This window comes from Paenibacillus sp. 1_12, from assembly GCF_900114475.1.
GTDB lineage: Bacteria > Bacillota > Bacilli > Paenibacillales > NBRC-103111 > Paenibacillus_S.
Genome location: NZ_FOTE01000003.1, coordinates 412,667 through 427,831 on the forward strand (window position 1 = coordinate 412,667; position 15,165 = coordinate 427,831).

Genomic DNA, 15,165 nt, shown 5'->3' on the forward strand with positions numbered 1-15,165 from the left:
GTGCTGCAAGAGCGCGAAGAGCAAAGCGCTAAAGCAGTTCGCGAGCGTGAAGCAGAGCTGGAAGCGCAGAAAGTGCATGCGCTGCGTGAGCAGCAGGAGTGGAACGAAGCGGTGCTGCAAGAGCGCGAAGAGCAAAACGCTAAAGCAGTTCGCGAGCGTGAAGCAGAGCTAGAGGTGCAGAAAGCGCATGCGCTGCGAGAGCAACAGGAGTGGCACGAAGCAATGCTGCACGAGCGTGAGGCCGAGCTGGAAGCGCAGAAATCGCAGGCACTTAGAGAGCAGCAGGAGCTGCAATCGAAGGTTGAAGCAGAGCAGCGCCAGTTTGAACAGCAACTTTCCCAGCAAATTGCGGAGTATCAGCAACGTACAGAGCTGCTTCTAACTGAACAGCAAAGTTTGAAAGCACAAATCAAAGAGCAGCAGGCTAATCAGCAGCAGCTGGAGCAGCGTGAAGGCGAATGGCAGCAGCGGTGCGAGGATTTAACCGAACAGTTGAGTGAACAACGAAAAGCTGCTGCCGAACAGAAGGAAGAATTAGAGCTGCATGAAGAGCTATACAAAGAGCTTGAAGAGCAGGTAGCAGAACTGAAAGAACGGCTCAAGGATGAGAATGTACGCAGTCGTGAAGCCCTGGTGCAATTGGAGGAACGCGGTATCGCGCTCCAGGAGCAGCTTCGCGGACGGGCTGAAGCTGCAGCTGCATTGGAGACAGATCTTTATAAGGGCAGACAGCAAATAGCCGAGCTTGAACAGCATTACCAACAGCAGCTCGAACAACAGCAGAGGCTGGAGGAATCGTATCTGGAGCAGCAATCGCGTATAGCTGAATTGGAGCAACAAAGTCAGAAATGGAAGCAACTTTCAGAAGAATTTTCAACTCAGACCGAGCAGGCAAATCGACATTTTGCTAGTCAGCAGGAGGAACTCCGGCTGCAAGTCGAGTTATACGATGAATTGCAGGATCAATACGACGAGCAATCCAAGGAGCAGCTTGCATTACAAAATCAATATGACGAACACAGAGAACGTGCAGAGCATGTGTTCAGAGAGCTGGAAGAACTGAAATCGGAATATGAAAAGCTGCAGATCGAGTATAATGAATGGATTGAGTTGGTAGAGAAAGAATAAGCGGGGATTAGCTATGAACGGATTGGATTGGGCAGCCGTTGTGCTGATTCTGTCAGGATTGATATTGGGTTTTTATCGTGGGTTTGTTAGCCAATTGGTGTCTATCGTAGGATTATTTATTGCTTATGTAGTTGCATTTACCTTTTATAAGGATGTAGCTTCTTGGCTTGTAGGATTGTTTAGCTCACTGAATGCGGAGGCCACCACCCGATATGATTTTTTCATAAAAGGGCTGCATTTGGATACATATGTGTCGAATGCCATTGCTTTTGGACTGCTGCTATTTGGCGTGAAAATAGTTTTGAGCATTGTAGGCAAAATTCTACATTGGATTACATTGACACCGGGGATTAAAACCTTCAATCAATTGGCAGGCGCAATACTCGGGCTGGCTGAAGCTGGAATCATTGTAGTGGTCGCGATCCAGGTGATGACAGTAATCCCCAATGATACAACGCAGCGTCTGCTCAAGGATTCGATGACTGTACCTTATATTTTAAGTGCGATGCCCTCTATTAGTGATAAGCTTGTGGAGCTGTGGAACAGTAAACCCAAAGAAAAATAATCATATCAAAAGAAGCTGTCCCAGAAGTAGTTTTCGCTACTAATGTGACAGCCTCTTTTCTTGTTACTGCAGGGCATTATTCAACAATCAGTTTGGATTTCATTGTCATATGACCTGATCCGCAAGGAATACTGCATACAATGTCATAAGTACCGGCTTTGTCTGGTTTAAAGGTTGCTGTTTTTGTAGTTCCGTCTAATTTTACTTTAAATGCATCAATAGATACGCCGTGCATACCTTCTTTGTTTTCCAAAGTAACAGCGACATCTTGTCCTGCTTTTACTTTATATTCAGCTTGATCGAATTTAAAATTGCTTGCTGTTAATTTTACTTGCTGTGCGCCTGAAGCTGCGGGAGTGGACGCGGTTGGTGCAGAGCCTGTTGATGCAGCCGGGGCTTTAGCAGCTTCTTTTTGACCGCATGCAGCCAGAGCGAAAATTAAACAAATGGACAATGCCAGTACTGTAATCTTTTTCATAAGAATCCCTCCAAAAAATAGTATAATATTACCTTCTGAGCTATCATACATCATATAGAAAATTATTGCAGTGACGAAACCTTGACAAAGCCTTGTCAAAATAGTGATGAATTTTTATGTATGTTTATTATGTGATTCAAATCATAGAAAAGATCAGTCCGGGGCTCACGCCATTTAGACTGATCTTTCCATGCGGCTGGTTTATAGGTACTATCTACCTTTTTCACGTCCACTGAGACCTTGCTCAAATGGAGTTTTAACAGGAATAAACAAATCGATAATACCGATAACCAAGGCTGCCAAAATGGCTCCGATGATACTTGTCGTAACACCGCTGACAACGAATTGTGCCACCCAGATAATCAAAGCGCTTGTGATAAAACCTACAATCCCGCGTCCAAAGGGCGTAATGGTTTTACCAAATGCACCTTCAATCACCCAGGCGGCAACTGCAATAACCAGTGCTAAGAAAAATGCACTCCAGAAGCCGCCCACTTCAAACGCGGGTACGATAAAACTTACCACCATCAACACCAAAGCAGATACAACGAATCGGACAAGATGTCCTAGCAAATGCATCGGTTGTCACCTCCTTAGAGTTTTCGTAGAAATCGGACTACGCAAGCAATACTGAGTTTTCGCTAAAGCAATACTTAGGTATTCATTGAAAACTTGATGCTGCAGGCTGCTTAAGCTTCTCGGTGCAAAACTTATTATTTTCCATGCTGACTCTGTTTATGAGCGGCATTATATGGACGATAACAGGACGGGATCAGGCAAGAATGGATATAGCTAAAAATTCGCTAATCATAGCGCTTTTGGATATACTATAATTAGGAAGTGTATGTAAGGGGAAGGAAAGGCAGGAATACAGATTGAATACCAAAATTTTAAAAACATTGGATTTTTCAGCCATTATACATAAGTGCGCTCATCATGCAGCCACAAGCCTGGGAAAGGCGCGATTGGAGGAACTGCTGCCAAGTGGTGACTTCGAAGAGGTTAAGCAGCGGCTGAAGGCAACGGATGAAGCAGTCAATGTGAATCGGCTCAAGGGCAGTGCGCCTTTTGGTGGAATTCGCGATATTCATCAATCCGTTCACCGCGCTAGAATCGGTGGTACACTGAACCCGGCAGAGCTGTTCGATGTAGCTAATACCATTTTCGGAGGAAGACGACTGAAGCGTTTTTTAGAGCAAGTGCAGGAGGAGTATTTGACTCCGCTTCTTGTTGCATTAGCAGAAGGAATTGGCGAATTGAAAGCAACAGAGGACAGGATTAAGCTTTGCATTGATGATAATGCCCAAGTCATGGATTCGGCGAGTCCAGAGCTTGCCCGTATCCGACAGGAGCTTAGAAGCAGTGAAACCCGTGCTCGTGATCGGCTGGAGCAAATGGTTCGCACACCATCCATTCAAAAAATGCTGCAGGAAAATTTGGTCACGATTCGTAATGATCGTTACGTCATCCCTGTTAAGCAGGAATATAGAAGTCATTTTGGTGGCATGATTCACGATCAATCCGCATCTGGAGCCACCTTGTTTATGGAGCCGGAGGCTGTAGTCCAGCTAAATAATCGGGTTCGTGAGCTTAAGCTGAAGGAAACAGCTGAAATTGAAAAGATTTTGCAAATATTAACGGCTCTTGTCGCTGAAGTGGCGGATGAATTGCTGGGTAGTCTGGATGTGCTGGCAGAGCTTGATTTTATTTTTGCAAAAGCAGGCTTGGCCCATGATATGAAAGCAACATTGCCGATTCTCAATGACCGCGGCTTTATCAAGATCAAACGAGGGCGCCATCCACTAATTACGGCGGATAAAGTGGTTCCTCTGGATATAGAGCTGGGTAATAGATATACGACGATCATTGTGACAGGACCGAATACAGGGGGCAAAACCGTATCCCTGAAAACCATCGGGCTGCTCTCTTTAATGGCCATGTCGGGTTTGTTCGTGCCTGCGGAAGAAGGCAGCCAGCTGTGCGTGTTTGATGCGATTTATGCCGACATCGGCGATGAACAAAGCATCGAACAAAATTTGAGTACATTTTCCAGCCATATGACCAACATCATTCGCATTTTACGTGACATGACACCTAAAAGCCTGGTTCTGCTCGATGAGCTGGGAGCCGGAACCGATCCTGCGGAAGGCTCGGCCCTTGCGATCTCACTGCTTGAATATATACATCGGATGGGCTGCCGAATCGTAGCTACAACGCATTATAGTGAATTGAAAGCCTATGCTTTTGATCGCCAAGGAATTATAAATGCGAGTATGGAGTTCGATATTCAGACCCTTAGTCCAACCTATCGTTTGCTGGTCGGTGTGCCGGGACGCAGCAATGCATTTGCTATTGCTGAGCGTTTGGGTTTAGCCAAATCCATTATCGATCATGCCCGGGGACAGGTAGGAGAAGAGGATCAGCGTGTCGAATCGATGATAGCTACGCTTGAGGAAAATCGGTTGATCACGGAAGCGGAAAAACAAACCGCTGAGCAGCAGCGCCGTGAGGTTGCCGAGATTCGCGACAAACTCGCGGCTCAGCAGCAAAAATTTGAAGAGCAGCGTGATAAGCTGTTTGAGAAGGCTGAGCGTGAGGCTCAGGAAGCAGTTGCGAAAGCCAGACGCGAAGCGGATGAAATCATTACTGAGCTTAGACGCTTGCAGCGTGAAGCAGCATCAGGAGTCAAGGATCATCATTTAAGCGACGCCAAGCGTAAGCTGGATCAAGCCGTTCCAGAGCTCAGGTCCAAGAAGGCAGTGGCACGAAGCTCCGCCAAGAAACCGGATAAGCTAGGAGCCGGTGACGAGGTTATGGTAGTCCATTTGCGACAAAAGGGACAAATCGTCGAGATCGTGAATGAGCAGGAAGCAACGGTTCAATTAGGCATTATGAAGATGAAGGTGCAGCTTGCCGATCTGGAGCTGGTGAAGTCTGCTTCCAGCGGGGGCTCCGCTTCTCCCAAGCAGCATCAGGTAGCGGCCAGTCTAAAACGTACACGCGACGAAAATGTACGGATGGAGCTTGATCTGCGCGGCTCTAATCTGGAGGATGCGATTATTGAGGTTGACCGCTTTCTGGACGAATCATATCTTGCGAATTTCGGTAACGTTTATATTATTCATGGCAAAGGTACTGGTGTTTTGAGAACAGGGATTTCTGAATTTTTGCGCAAGCATAAGCATGTCAAAAGCTACCGGATTGGCAATTACAATGAGGGCGGCACAGGAGTAACAGTCGCTGAATTGAAATAGTAGAATTATTTTGACAGCAAATGAAACGCCTTTCCATTTATTCCGTATGTATAAGAGTGAGCAACATTCAGTTCGAGTATTCGCAAAACCAATTATAAAGAATGATATTATGGGAGGAATTTACTAATGGGAATTTTCAAAAGATTTCGTGACATGACAATGGCTTCGATCAATGATTTGTTGGACAAAGCGGAAGACCCTGTCAAAATGCTTACCCAATTCTTACGTGATATGGAACAGGATATTAACGAGGCAGAGGTTGCTGTAGCTAAACAGATCGCTGTAGAAAAGAAATTTAAGCAGCAGGTTGAAGAAGCTGAGGAAATGGTAGCCAAACGTGATGCTCAGGCGATGAAAGCGTTAGAGCAAGGTAATGAAGACTTAGCTCGCCGCGCGCTGCAGGACAAGAAAGAACAGCAGATTCGTTATGATGAAATGAAAAAACAATTTGACGTGTCCAAAGGAAATGCGGATCGTCTGCGCAGTCAGTTGAGCGAAATGAAAGATGAATTTAACAAAATGAAAAATAAGAAAGATCTGCTCATTGCCCGTGCAGAAGCTGCAAAAGCACAAAAGCAAATTAATCAGGCGATGTCAGGTTTTGGTACCGATAATGCTTCTAAAGGCTTTGACCGTATGTCAGAGAAAGTACTGCAAATGGAAGCCGAAGCCGAAGCCAGCAACGAGCTTCGCTCTGGTAATCGCAGTCTGGATGATGAACTGAACAAATTGGACAAAAGCGGTGTAGATGATGAACTAGCAGAATTAAGAGCCAGAATGCAAGCTAAGAAGCAATCCTGATTCGATATAGAATAAACAGGAGACTGGGGTATGTGGCCCCAGTCTCTTCAATGATGATCGATACGAAACTCCCTACCTTGCTTAATCCAAAAAGCTGTTCAAGAGGGTGAGGTATTATGTTATGATGAATGAAGAGGTGGATGTTATGTTATCGAATTCGTATATAGAAACATTAGCTTTTTTTTCTGTGGCTGTTGTGGCCCTAATCGTTTTTGTCGCTATATTTGAGTTGGTTACAAGGTACAACGATTGGGAAGAAATTAAAAAAGGCAATGTTTCCGTGGCGATGGCAACAGGTGGTAAAATATTCGGAATTTGCAATCTATTTCGATTTTCCATACTCAATAATGATTCAGTGCTTCAATCGTTGATTTGGGCGGGATACGGCTTTGTGCTGCTCATGGCTGCTTATTTTATTTTTCAATTTTTAACTCCCTATTTTAAAATTGATGAGGAGATCAAGAAGGATAACAAAGCGGTCGGTCTGCTGTCTATGATCATTTCGATTGGGATTTCATATGTGATCGGTGCCAGTGTTTCATAAGGCGGGGTAAGGATTCAGGAGGCTTGACATGAAATATTTATGGGGTACATTGCTTGTATTGGCGCTTGTTTTTGTAGGAGCAGGCGTCTATTATTTTATTAATTTTGCTTAACATCGCTAAGGAAATAGGAGGAATACACGTTGCAGCAATCGCATGATCAAATATGTCCGTGGTGCCAAACGGAAATTGTATGGGACCCAGAGATTGGGCCGGAGGAAGCTTGTCCGCACTGCTATAATGATTTGGGTGATTACCGCAGCCTGAAGCTGTCGGCTAATGAGCCTGGACAAGAATCGGACCTCGAAGAAGACGATGAAGAACAAGACGACGAAGAGCATGATGAAGAAGATACGGATGAGGTAGAAGAAATCGATCTGTTGGATGATTACGATGATGAAGAGCCTGAAGGTCCGGATGAATACGAAGAAGGCGTACAGCGAGTACTGGCTACGCAAATCGAGGTTCCTGAATGCTCCAACTGCCACAGCTTTATGCTATTCGCAGGGACTTACACAACGGCTTTGGGCTTCGTACCATCCGTTCCTGCGGGGCACCAGCAGCCTTTGTTAAAAGCCACGCACGCATCCAAAATGTATGTGTGTCCATCTTGTTTCAAAATCGATCATGTATTGGACGACGAAGATCGTTTAGCGATGATTGATCTGTTAAAAAACAGCAAGTAAAGAAATCCGTTTAGCCTATGAGATACGTCAAGCGCAATGGCTCGCCGCGCTAGACTGTCTCTTTTTTTGAGTAAAGATAGCCGGATAGGGAAGAGTAGAAAGGACTTTCTATCCTTATGCTGAAGGTGATGAAGCATGCGATCTGGTATCAAACCACCGTGGGGATATACTCAAGATGAGCATACGAACCCGTTGATCCCAACTGACAAACATTCGGGTACATTAGGCAAACAAGTCCGATTGCTGCTAGCTGTTCATGGCTTGTTTGCAGCGGGCACCGCCCTGTCGGGAACATTCGTTAACGTTTATTTATGGAAAGCACGCCATGATTACACGATTATTGGCTGGTACGCTTTGATTAATTATGTGGCCATGGCAGTCGTATTTTGGCTTGCTGGTGTATGGGTGAAGGAACATAATAAAATGAACTGTCTTCGCTTGGGTGTCGCGGTCTCGGCAAGCTTTTATATGCTGGTGCTGTGGCTGGGAGATCGGGCAGTCGATCATTATTTGGTGCTGGGAATTATTTTGGGAACCGCCTCTGGGCTTTTCTGGCTGGCATTCAATATCGTCTATTTTGAAGTGACAGATCCTTATAATCGTGATCGTTTTAATGGCTGGACAGGACTCCTCGGCTCTGTTGCCGGGATGATTGCTCCCTGGATTGCCGGTTTTTTGATTGTGCATATGAGCCCAAGCGGTGGCTACCGGTTGATTTTTACCATTTCACTCGTTATTTTTTTGTTGGGTGTATTGGTCAGTTTTTTCTTGACTAAAAGAAAATCCGAAGGTCATTACGAGTGGCTGCTGCCGGCTCGCTGTCTGTTCAAAAAAGGAACGGTATGGCGCCCCGTATCACTAGCATTAATTGCCCAGGGTATAAGAGAAGGCGTATTTGGCTTTCTAATTGCTTTGCTCGTCTATTCAAGCACTGGCAGCGAAATGATGCTCGGCAACTTTTCTTTGATCACTTCGGGAGTTGCTCTGATCAGCTTTATGATAGCGGGAAGGCTGCTTAAACATAAACATCGGTCCGCTGCTATGGGATGGGGCGCTTTGATGATGGTTGTGGTCATTGTTCCTATGTTTTGGGGTGTCAACTTTATTTCGCTGCTCATATTTGGTGTAGGGGTTAGCTTGTTTTTTCCATTGTATTCGATTCCCATGACCTCTTCGGTGTTTGATTTAATCGGCATGGATCCAGATTGTGTCAAAAAACGTGAGGAATATATCATTTTTCGTGAGCTGTCGCTTAATGTGGGCCGGATCTCGGGTTTGGCCGTATTTATTGGTGTTGTTAGTGTTACGGTTTCTCCACTCGCCATGAATGTTCTGCTGCTCACCATCGGAAGCTCACCGGTAGCCGCCTGGTTATGGATGAGACGGGTTTATAAAACCCGTGGACAGAGATTGGCTCCGAAGTCACCCCATTGACCATAGAATTCGGGGATATATGAGTTCAGAGACTGACTTTGATCTTGACAAAATTAGTGACAGCTATAAAATAAGGTCGGTGGAGTTTCACAGACAATGGGTTGCAGGGCAGCGTATGCTAAGCTGCAGGAAGGGGTAAGACATGACATCTAGCCGAATGGTAAATAACGTTACAGAGCTGATTGGGGATACACCAGCTGTTCGGATTCGCAGACTCGTAGGTGAACACGATGCAGAGGTTTACGTAAAGCTCGAATACATGAATCCGAGCGGTAGTGTAAAGGATCGTGCGGCTTATAATCTGATTCTGCAGGCAGAATTGGACGGCTCGTTGAAGCCGGGGGCTACGATTATCGAGCCGACAAGCGGCAACACAGGTATTGGTCTGGCGATGAATGCGGCGGCCAAAGGCTACAAGGCGATTTTAATTATGCCTGACAATATGACCAAGGAACGGATTAATATATTAAAAGCTTACGGTGCCCAGGTGGTTCTGACGCCTGCAGCAGAAAGAATGCCGGGGGCTATCCGCAAGGCAATGGAGCTGAAGAGTCAAATTCCTGACAGCTTCATTCCGCAGCAGTTCGAGAATAAAGCAAATCCTGATATTCATCGGACTACGACAGCTTTGGAAATTTTGGAGCAAATGGAAGGTCGGTTGGATGCCTTTGTTGCTACTTCAGGTACTGGTGGCACGATAACTGGAACTGGTGAAGTGCTGCGCGATAAGCTGCCGGAAATTCAAATTTACGTTGTCGAGCCAAAGGGCTCCCCTGTATTGTCAGGCGGGGAACCTGGACCGCATAAGCTGGTAGGGACAAGTCCCGGCTTCGTTCCGGTAATTCTGAATACGGACGTTTACGATGAGATCGTTCAGGTATCGGATGAGGATGCTCTGAATACAACACGTCAATTGGCGATTCAGGAAGGAATTCTTGTCGGCCCTTCTGCTGGTGCCTCGGTTTGGACCGCACTCCAGGTTGCCAAAAAGCTGGGTAAAGGCAAACGCATTCTGTGTATTGCACCGGATACCGGAGAACGTTACTTAAGCATGGATATCTTTTAAGCTTAGAAATTGAATAAAGTAAGCGATGAAGCACCTCGGATGAGGTGTTTTTTAATTTTTTATGTTTGCATAAAAATTCATTTAAATGTATAATTATAATATCAGTTAACCGAAAGGCGGCGTTTGTAAATTGGCCAATCAAGGGATACAAATCGAGTTGGATAATAAGTGCCCGCTGCAAAGCGATTACCAGGAACTGCTTGCTTCGATATTGGAAGAAAATCACAATGCCAATGTCTTACAATATGAAACCTTTTGCCAAAGCTTTAATATTATTGCAGCGTATGACCAAGGGAAGCTAGTGGGCCTTGGCAGAGCCGTTGAACAAATGGATCACCCTAAACCAGCCTGTGATATTACTATCCTGCAGCAGTACCGTAACCGGGAAATCGACAGCTATATGCGCAAGCTGCTGTCCATACGTTAAACGCATACACTTGTACAATCGTTTACCAGCGTTGGTTAACGATATCTATGGAGCCTCATATGCAGCAGCCTGTGAGGCTTTTTTGTTATGTGGCAAGCCCTGTTAATTTTATTTTGCAAAAAACTTGCTATTGGGTGTAAAATGAAGGAATAAGTTTTTTTAAGCTTACAGAAGGTAGTTTACTTCGAAAACGAAGTGGAAGCTTACGATGTAAGTTTTCTTTGAAAATGATTAGGAGGGTCACCGACAATGGAGCAATTTAAAATTCGCATTATCGAACTGTTGAAGGAAGACGCGAGAAGGTCATCTGCCTTAATAGCGACTATGCTTGGAGCCTCGGAGGCGGAAGTGTCCGGAGCCATTCGTGAGCTGGAGGAAGCGAATGTCATCGTGAAATACGCGACAGTCGTGAACTGGTCCAAGGTAGATGACGATAAAGTTACAGCTTTAATTGAAGTGCAAATTACTCCGGAACGTGGCCGCGGCTTTGATGCGATTGCGGAACGTATTTATTTATATCCAGAAGTGAAGTCCGTTTATTTGATGTCCGGCGCTTATGATCTGCTTGTTGAAATTGAAGGCAAGACGCTGAAGGAAGTGGCTTCGTTTGTTTCCAATAAGCTCTCGCCGATTGATCGTGTATTATCTACCAAAACCCATTTTATATTAAAAAAATATAAACAGGACGGTATCATCTTCGAAGATAAGGAAGAGGACCCCCGCCTGCTAATCTCTCCGTGAAGGACGATGAGCTATGATTAAGAATAATGAAATACTTTCAACTTCCGTAAAATCCATGTCTGGGTATTTGGCTCCGTTGGTGCGGGATATTCCACCCTCTGGTATTCGGAAGTTTTTTGATCTGGTTAGCGCTAGCAAAGAAGATATTATTTCACTTGGTGTTGGCGAGCCGGATTTTTGTACGCCGTGGCATATAAGGGAAGCTGCTGTGTATTCTCTGGAACGGGGAAATACGAAGTATACACCGAATGCGGGTCTATACGAATTAAGGGAAGCCATTTCTGAATATTTGTATGATTCCTTTCAGGTTCCCTATGAGCCAAGCGATGAGGTGCTAGTGACGGTTGGCGGCAGTGAGGCTATTGATTTGGCGCTTCGGGCTTTGGTTGTTCCGGGGGATGAAATCCTGATTGCAGAGCCAAGCTATATTTCCTACTCACCGATTACACGGATCAGCGGAGGGGTACCGATAGGTGTTGAAACCTTTGCCAAAGATAATTTCAAATTAAAACCGGAAGCATTAAAAGCACGCATTACGCCGAAAACCAAAATTTTGATTGTTAGCTACCCAAGCAACCCTACAGGCGGCATCATGAACTATGAGGATTGGGTTCCGATTGCCAAAATCGTTGAAGAGCATGATCTGATCGTGATATCCGATGAAATTTATGCGGAGATGACCTTCGAACAAAAGCACGTGAGCTTTGCCTCCCTGCCGGGGATGCGAGACCGTACGATTCTGGTTAGCGGATTTTCAAAAGCTTTTGCGATGACGGGCTGGCGAATGGGCTATGCTTGCGGACATTCCGATATCATCAAGGCAATGTTAAAGATTCATCAGTATACAGTCATGTGTGCTCCAGCGATGGGTCAGGTAGCTGCACTTGAAGCACTGCGCAATGGCAAGGAAGAAATGGAACGGATGATAGAATCGTATAATCAAAGACGGCGCCTGGTCGTTCAAAGCTTTAGGGAAATTGGAGTGCAGTGTCATGAGCCACAAGGCGCATTTTACGCATTTCCTTCCATTCTTTCCACAGGCCTAAGCTCGGACGAATTTGCACAAAGATTACTGCATGAAGCTAAGGTCGCTGTTGTTCCAGGTGACGTATTCGGACTGGGTGGAGAAGGCTTCATACGTTGTTCTTATGCCTATTCAGTGAACCAATTGATCGAAGCTATCGACCGTATAGGTAATTTTGTGAAAAAAATATAATATCACCAAAATACGACAAAATAACCCGTTTCCTTCCTTAACAAAAGCTGTTATCTTTATAGTATAGTAGTTTTTGAGATACGTATAAGGAGGAATGGATTGACATGGCTTTTCCAGAGTATCAGCTTGGGCAATATTTCCACATCGGTTGGATACGGGAAAAGGATCAACAACCAAGGTGGTTACTAAAAACCAAGAAGTATGACTCTGATTTATTGACGTTAGAAGAGGAAATTAGCAGCTTACGTCAACAGTTAGAAAATCTGGTCACTCTAAGGAAAAGTATGTCGTCTCCTGAGGTTGTTGCTTTCAGCACGATTCTTGATGAAAAAATTAATGAGTATATGAACTACGACAAAAAGGACCGATAACTTTCGGTTCTTTTTAATCTTGCTGCAGAAAGGAATTGATGAAATGGACAAACTAAAATTATTTATGAAGGCATCCAGATTCCAAGTCATTCCTGTCATGTTGATTCCCATTATTCTCGGCGCTTTAGGCGCCTATGCGTGGAAGGGTATATTTCATCCACTGCTTTTTGTGATAACCTTGATTGGTGCTGGAGCTGCTCATCTGTTTTCCAATATGATTAATGATTTATGGGATTATCGGAACGGTGTCGATGTTGCCGCCGCAGAAAACTCGGGTGCAATTTCCACGAATTCCGGTTTTTTGGCTAATGGTACATTATCGGAGAAAAGCTTTGCCTTTTTGACTTGGGCATTATTCTTTGTTGCCCTGCTATGTGGCTTAATACTGAGCTATTATGCAGGCTGGTGGGCATTGATATTTGGTGGGCTTGGAGGCTTGATTGCCTATTTTTACGTGGCTCCTCCGCTGAAATTTGGCTACAGAGGTAAAGGCTACAGTGAGATCGCAATTTTGCTGTCATTCGGGATTTTACCGATTATGGGCAGCTATTTTGTCCAGACGATGCAGCTTGATTATCGTGCACTGCTTTTATCGCTGCCGATCGGTCTGCTGACGACATTGATTTTGTTTAATCATCATTTTTTACATTGGCAATCGGATAAACAAGCAGGGAAACATACATTAGTCGTAGTTTGGGGAGAACAAAGAGCTATTCAGTTTTCGCGTTTCCTATTATTTTTGGCGTTTCTTTCATTGTTGGTGTGCGTACTCTTCGATGTACTTCCTTATTATGCATTGATTGCTTTAGTGACGGTTATTCCTATATATAAGGTTTATGGTAGGCTGAAATCGGAGAACCCGTCGGTCGCTTATCTGCCCTTGATGGGAGCTTCACTTAAGGTTACCGTTCGCTGTGGATCCATTATGATTTTAACATTGTTAGTGCAAGGAATTTTTCAATAAAATTCAACCAGGGAAAGAGGCAGCTTGGATGAGCAGAGAGCAAATATTAGGAGATTTTCACAACATCTTGTCCGAAGACGACGTCTGGAAAATTGGCGGATTTCCGCTGCAGGACGGTTCCTTCTGGAATTATCGGGAGCCGAGCGCAGTCGTTATCGTCCGCAATGGAATTTTATATGTGAGAGCACCTCTTAGCCGCAAGCATGATCATGTGCAGTTTCTGGATAATGCGAAGCATATGTATTATTCAGTCGAGGCCATTCAGGTTCCTGAAGCAGGCGAGGTAAGCTTTGAGCTGCAAATCCGTTCAAGAACAACAGGGACAACAGCTCAAGATTTGTATGATGGTTTTGTTTCACTAAATTTGCTGGACTTTACTACTGGAGCAGCGCTTGATTTTTTTGTAGGTAATGATACTTATGCTAGCGTGTATGGCATTCTTCCTTTCCCAGGCGTCCAGGTCCCTGAATCCGACAAAACCAGATTCTTTTGTATTTTCAAGGAAGAGACGGATTTTCAGCCGCGTGAGTTCAATACGTATCGTATTACGTACCATCGCGGAAATGACGAGGTTGTATTTGCAGTGAATGGTGTCGAGGTTCGTCGTGAGCGGCAGGTGCCCATTAAGCTGAATCAATTCACGGTTGCGCTCGGGATTATGACGGAGAAGGATTTGACCCCTGAGGGCAGCGTATCGGTTCATGGCCAAACGGTCATAGCGGAGTGGACGCCGATTAAAGTGACGTATCGAGATTAAAGGCTTCTTATCTCTGTAACGTTCATAGTGACAGTCATGATTTGTCTGTGAATGAGCTTGTATTGAAAAAGTCCCTTCGGGCCAAGCGGCTCGGAGGGTGTTTGTCATGCGTATTACTTTTTGTGGAATGATGGCTTTTGTGATAAGATGTGAGGTGAGATTTCATGACGGACGGCTTTCTGGTTAGTCTGGGAGGAGAGACAGATGAAGGCGAAATTTGCATGTTTAGGATTGATTTTGCTGCTGGTTTTGACAGGCTGTGGGGGGCCAAAAGCAGATGTGCCGATCTTTATGATGTCGAGCAGCGGCATTCCGAGTGATGTTGGCGATAAGCTGGAAGCGAGTCTGGTGGAAAAGTTGGGACAAGCGCCAACGATTAAAATACAGACAACGCCTATTTTTTCCATGGAAAAGCTAGTTGTTGAAATTGCAGCTGGTGATAATGGGATCATTGTGGTGCCCAAGGAGCAGTTCAAAGCGCTCGGTCAGCAGGGTGGTTATGTCAGTCTGGATGCGGTAGCCAAAGCGGAGGATTTCCCTGACGGTGTCATGGAGATTCCGGTGGACGGAAAATCCGGAGGTGTCGAGAAGCATCTCTACGGAATACCTTTGGAACAAACGAAGTGGTTTACGGAGTTAAAGCTTAATGGAAAAGATTTGATCGCTTTCGTACCAGCTAATGCGAAAAAGCAGGATCTGGTCATGCAGGCTTTAAAAGTAATTGCCCAAAAATAA

Annotated in this window: 16 protein-coding genes and 1 pseudogene; 15 read left to right on the forward strand and 2 right to left on the reverse strand. The window is 45.0% G+C overall.

What is annotated here, in order from left to right; all coding sequences use genetic code 11:
* Together BM210_RS09460 and BM210_RS09465 are read left to right on the forward strand one after the other, a co-directional pair.
* Window positions 1-1,128, forward strand: a pseudogene (locus tag BM210_RS09460) (hypothetical protein); the annotation flags it as partial.
* Window positions 1,129-1,141: 13 nt separating this feature from the next.
* Window positions 1,142-1,693, forward strand: coding sequence for a CvpA family protein (locus BM210_RS09465; RefSeq protein WP_091167336.1), 552 nt, complete (start codon window positions 1,142-1,144; stop codon window positions 1,691-1,693).
* A gap of 76 nt (window positions 1,694-1,769) precedes the next feature.
* Here the strand turns inward: BM210_RS09465 and BM210_RS09470 are convergent, their stop codons facing one another.
* Window positions 1,770-2,171 (reverse strand): cupredoxin domain-containing protein, encoded by a 402-nt coding sequence (locus tag BM210_RS09470; RefSeq protein WP_091167338.1) that lies wholly within the window; start codon window positions 2,169-2,171, stop codon window positions 1,770-1,772.
* A 210-nt stretch (window positions 2,172-2,381) separates the two neighbouring features.
* Window positions 2,382-2,750 carry a phage holin family protein gene (locus BM210_RS09475; protein WP_076236387.1) on the reverse strand — a complete coding sequence of 123 codons (369 nt, stop codon included), beginning with the start codon at window positions 2,748-2,750 and terminating at the stop codon, window positions 2,382-2,384.
* Between the two features lie 296 nt (window positions 2,751-3,046).
* On the opposite strand from BM210_RS09475, the gene BM210_RS09480 reads away from it, so the two are divergent.
* The 13 genes from BM210_RS09480 (at window position 3,047) to BM210_RS09540 (ending at window position 15,165) form a co-directional block, all read left to right on the forward strand.
* The gene (locus BM210_RS09480; RefSeq protein ID WP_091167340.1) at window positions 3,047-5,425 is read left to right on the forward strand and encodes an endonuclease MutS2; all 2,379 of its coding nucleotides are present in this window, start codon (window positions 3,047-3,049) and stop codon (window positions 5,423-5,425) included.
* A gap of 126 nt (window positions 5,426-5,551) precedes the next feature.
* Entirely contained in the window at window positions 5,552-6,226 is a 675-nt protein-coding gene (locus BM210_RS09485) for a PspA/IM30 family protein (RefSeq protein WP_091167342.1), read from the forward strand.
* Between the two features lie 124 nt (window positions 6,227-6,350).
* Window positions 6,351-6,770, forward strand: coding sequence for a DUF350 domain-containing protein (locus tag BM210_RS09490; RefSeq protein WP_091167687.1), 420 nt, complete (start codon window positions 6,351-6,353; stop codon window positions 6,768-6,770).
* A gap of 141 nt (window positions 6,771-6,911) precedes the next feature.
* Window positions 6,912-7,454 carry a hypothetical protein gene (locus BM210_RS09495; protein ID WP_091167344.1) on the forward strand — a complete coding sequence of 181 codons (543 nt, stop codon included), beginning with the start codon at window positions 6,912-6,914 and terminating at the stop codon, window positions 7,452-7,454.
* Between the two features lie 135 nt (window positions 7,455-7,589).
* Complete coding sequence (locus BM210_RS09500) at window positions 7,590-8,888, forward strand: MFS transporter (RefSeq protein WP_091167345.1); 1,299 nt, start codon at window positions 7,590-7,592, stop codon at window positions 8,886-8,888.
* Window positions 8,889-9,030: 142 nt separating this feature from the next.
* Window positions 9,031-9,954, forward strand: a complete 924-nt coding sequence (gene cysK / locus BM210_RS09505; RefSeq protein WP_091167347.1) for a cysteine synthase A — start codon at window positions 9,031-9,033, stop codon at window positions 9,952-9,954.
* A 130-nt stretch (window positions 9,955-10,084) separates the two neighbouring features.
* Window positions 10,085-10,381: a hypothetical protein gene (locus BM210_RS09510; RefSeq protein ID WP_091167349.1), complete on the forward strand. Its 297-nt coding sequence runs from the start codon at window positions 10,085-10,087 to the stop codon at window positions 10,379-10,381.
* A gap of 249 nt (window positions 10,382-10,630) precedes the next feature.
* Window positions 10,631-11,122 carry an Lrp/AsnC family transcriptional regulator gene (locus tag BM210_RS09515; protein WP_091167350.1) on the forward strand — a complete coding sequence of 164 codons (492 nt, stop codon included), beginning with the start codon at window positions 10,631-10,633 and terminating at the stop codon, window positions 11,120-11,122.
* Window positions 11,123-11,135: 13 nt separating this feature from the next.
* Window positions 11,136-12,338 (forward strand): aminotransferase class I/II-fold pyridoxal phosphate-dependent enzyme, encoded by a 1,203-nt coding sequence (locus tag BM210_RS09520; RefSeq protein WP_091167352.1) that lies wholly within the window; start codon window positions 11,136-11,138, stop codon window positions 12,336-12,338.
* A gap of 104 nt (window positions 12,339-12,442) precedes the next feature.
* The gene (locus BM210_RS09525) at window positions 12,443-12,709 is read left to right on the forward strand and encodes an aspartyl-phosphate phosphatase Spo0E family protein (RefSeq protein WP_091167353.1); all 267 of its coding nucleotides are present in this window, start codon (window positions 12,443-12,445) and stop codon (window positions 12,707-12,709) included.
* A gap of 43 nt (window positions 12,710-12,752) precedes the next feature.
* A complete protein-coding gene (locus BM210_RS09530; protein WP_091167355.1) occupies window positions 12,753-13,673 on the forward strand; it encodes a prenyltransferase in 921 nt (306 codons plus the stop codon).
* Between the two features lie 28 nt (window positions 13,674-13,701).
* Window positions 13,702-14,430 carry a DUF6081 family protein gene (locus BM210_RS09535; RefSeq protein WP_091167356.1) on the forward strand — a complete coding sequence of 243 codons (729 nt, stop codon included), beginning with the start codon at window positions 13,702-13,704 and terminating at the stop codon, window positions 14,428-14,430.
* A 204-nt stretch (window positions 14,431-14,634) separates the two neighbouring features.
* Window positions 14,635-15,165 (forward strand): hypothetical protein, encoded by a 531-nt coding sequence (locus tag BM210_RS09540; protein WP_091167358.1) that lies wholly within the window; start codon window positions 14,635-14,637, stop codon window positions 15,163-15,165.

Coding starts and splice junctions, on each gene's coding strand:
- BM210_RS09525 (WP_091167353.1), top strand. CDS start 12,443: ATGGCTTTTCCAGAGTATCAGCTTGGGCAATATTTCCACATCGGTTGG.
- BM210_RS09465 (WP_091167336.1), top strand. CDS start 1,142: ATGAACGGATTGGATTGGGCAGCCGTTGTGCTGATTCTGTCAGGATTG.
- BM210_RS09485 (WP_091167342.1), top strand. CDS start 5,552: ATGGGAATTTTCAAAAGATTTCGTGACATGACAATGGCTTCGATCAAT.
- BM210_RS09490 (WP_091167687.1), top strand. CDS start 6,351: ATGAATGAAGAGGTGGATGTTATGTTATCGAATTCGTATATAGAAACA.
- cysK (WP_091167347.1), top strand. CDS start 9,031: ATGACATCTAGCCGAATGGTAAATAACGTTACAGAGCTGATTGGGGAT.
- BM210_RS09515 (WP_091167350.1), top strand. CDS start 10,631: ATGGAGCAATTTAAAATTCGCATTATCGAACTGTTGAAGGAAGACGCG.
- BM210_RS09540 (WP_091167358.1), top strand. CDS start 14,635: ATGAAGGCGAAATTTGCATGTTTAGGATTGATTTTGCTGCTGGTTTTG.
- BM210_RS09520 (WP_091167352.1), top strand. CDS start 11,136: ATGATTAAGAATAATGAAATACTTTCAACTTCCGTAAAATCCATGTCT.
- BM210_RS09470 (WP_091167338.1), bottom strand. CDS start 2,171: ATGAAAAAGATTACAGTACTGGCATTGTCCATTTGTTTAATTTTCGCT.
- BM210_RS09535 (WP_091167356.1), top strand. CDS start 13,702: ATGAGCAGAGAGCAAATATTAGGAGATTTTCACAACATCTTGTCCGAA.
- BM210_RS09500 (WP_091167345.1), top strand. CDS start 7,590: ATGCGATCTGGTATCAAACCACCGTGGGGATATACTCAAGATGAGCAT.
- BM210_RS09475 (WP_076236387.1), bottom strand. CDS start 2,750: ATGCATTTGCTAGGACATCTTGTCCGATTCGTTGTATCTGCTTTGGTG.
- BM210_RS09530 (WP_091167355.1), top strand. CDS start 12,753: ATGGACAAACTAAAATTATTTATGAAGGCATCCAGATTCCAAGTCATT.